We start from the raw sequence: 2,376 nt of genomic DNA, 5'->3' as shown, positions 1-2,376 counted from the left end.
ATGATCGTCTCCATCGGTAAAATCCCGCCGGGAAGCACCCGTGCGTGCTTCCCGGAGGCGGGCGACCGCGCGGGGGGAGAGGGGGGCGAGCGCCGGCGCGCCCGGCCGGGTTGCCAGGACGGGCGGGACCGTCGCCGCCCCCGTGATCATGACGATGACGCCGGGCCTGCGCGGCCGCGGCCCTGCCGGGTGGCGCCCGGCACTCGCGGGGGAGAGGGGGCGAAGGGCCCTCTCTCCCCAGATGCCAGGGTCAGAGAGAGAACCAGGAGCACCCTTGGACCGCCATAGGCCCCCTGCCTCAATCCGCCACTCCGATTGCTTAGGCGATTGCCGCCATTGGCAGGTCAGTGCGCGATCCGGCCTGTGATAGGGTTTCCGTCGCACCGGACAGCCCCAGGTTCATGTCTATCCAGACGGCAATGCCTCTTGAGAGCGGGTTGCGGCACCATGGAAAAGTCCGGCACGATAGGGCGTCCAGATACTGGGAAAAGTAAGGTAGGAGACCTGCTCACCTTCCGGCCTGCTGTCATGCCGGATCCCCGGCTGGTGGAACTGGTCCGGCTCCTCGCGCGACACGCGGCTGATCAATACTTTGATGGCGCGCGACAGCCGAAGGCGAAGCCCAGGTAGCAAGAGGCTGGAATGACCAAGGTCGCGCTCTACGCCCGCTACAGTTCCGACAATCAGCGCGATGCGTCGATTGAAGACCAGCTACGGCTCTGTCGCCTCCATGCCGAGCGCCAGGGGTGGACAATCACCGACAGCTATACCGACCGCGCCATGTCCGGCGCGTCACTGCTGCGTCCCGGCATCCAGGAACTGATCCAGGACGCGACACGGGGGATGTTCACCATCGTACTGGCCGAGGCCATGGATCGGCTCAGCCGCGACCAGGAAGATATCGCTGGCCTGTTCAAGCGCATGGCGTTCGCGGGCGTCAAGATCGTCACCCTGGCCGAGGGCGAGGTCAGCCCGCTGCATGTCGGCCTCAAAGGCACCATGAACGCCCTGTTCCTCAAGGACCTGGGCGATAAGACCCACCGGGGGCTACGCGGCCGCGTTGAACTCGGTAAATCCGGCGGCGGCAACGCCTACGGCTATGACGTCCTCCGGCACCTGGCCGCGGATGGCGCACCGACCCGTGGTGACCGGGGCATCAATGAGGGCGAGGCTGCCATCGTGCGCCGGATTTTCCAGGCCTATGCCGACGGTAGGTCGCCCAAACGCATCGCCAGCGAGCTGAACGAAAATGCCGTCCCGGCGCCAAGCGGTGGCGAATGGAGCTTCAGCACCATCAACGGCAACCGTCAGCGCGGCACCGGCATCCTCAACAACGAACTCTACATCGGGCGCCTGGTGTGGAACCGCCTCCGCTATGTCAAAGATCCCGACACCGGGAAGCGGGTTTCCCGCCTGAACAGCGAAGCGGACTGGGTGGTGCAGGATGTTCCGAACCTGCGGATCATCGACCAATGTCTGTGGGAGCGGGTGAAGGAGCGGCAAGCGGCCCTCAACATCAACCACGACACCGGTGACGCCAACGCGTTTCATGAGCGGCAACGCAGCAAATATCTATTTTCCGGGCTGACCAAATGCGGGTGCTGCGGCGGCGGTTATTCCATGATCTCCGAGGCCCATATCGGCTGCTCCACCGCCCGCAACAAAGGAACCTGCCAAAACCGCCTCAACATCCGCCGCGACGCCTTGGAAACGCGGGTGCTGACCGCCCTGCGCAAACACCTCATGGACCCCGCCCTCTTCGCGGTGTTCTGCGAGGAGTTCACCCGCCGCATGAATGAGCGACGGATGGAAGCAAGCAGCGCGCTGAGTGCCGCTCGCCTGGAACTTAAGAAGATTGAGCGGGAATTCGATACCTTGATGGAAGCCCTGCTGAAAGGCACATTGCCTGAACAACGCATCAAGGAGCGAAGCAGCAAGCTGGAAACCCGCCGGCAACAGCTCGTCTCGGTCCTGGCATCAGCGGAAGACCCGCCTCCGGTTCTTCACCCCAGCATGGCATTGGTCTACCGGGAGCGGGTGGCCGCCTTGCATGACGCCCTGCAACAGGAAGAGACGCGCCCCCGCGCTGCGGAGGTGATCCGGTCGCTGGTCAGCCGGATCGTCCTGACGCCGGCGGTGGATGGCCTGCGGATCGAACTGCAGGGCGATCTGGCCGGCATCCTCACCATCGCCACGGACGGCGCTGCCAAGCCCCAAACGACCAACAGCCCGCGCTCTTGCGAGGTGGGCTGTTCGGACGACTTGGTCGAGCAAGTTAAGATGGTTGCGGGGACAGGATTTGAACCTGTGACCTTCAGGTTATGAGCCTGACGAGCTACCGGGCTGCTCCACCCCGCGGATATGGCATGTGGGAGT

General features: G+C 64.4%; 1 protein-coding gene and 1 tRNA gene. One reads left to right on the top strand and one right to left on the bottom strand.

Translation table 11 applies throughout. From position 1 onward, the window contains the following. Positions 1-642: 642 nt before the first annotated feature. Positions 643-2,325 (top strand): recombinase family protein, encoded by a 1,683-nt coding sequence (locus FHS74_RS30055; RefSeq protein WP_184807952.1) that lies wholly within the window; start codon positions 643-645, stop codon positions 2,323-2,325. On the opposite strand, the gene FHS74_RS30050 is transcribed toward FHS74_RS30055, so the two are convergent. Then, positions 2,282-2,358: transfer RNA gene (locus FHS74_RS30050), tRNA-Met, on the bottom strand. The two genes, FHS74_RS30055 and FHS74_RS30050, sit on opposite strands and share 44 nt — an antisense overlap. Positions 2,359-2,376: the final 18 nt, after the last annotated feature.

This window comes from Nitrospirillum iridis (assembly GCF_014205765.1).
GTDB lineage: Bacteria > Pseudomonadota > Alphaproteobacteria > Azospirillales > Azospirillaceae > Nitrospirillum > Nitrospirillum iridis.
This window is presented reverse-complemented; position numbering and strand designations above follow the sequence as displayed.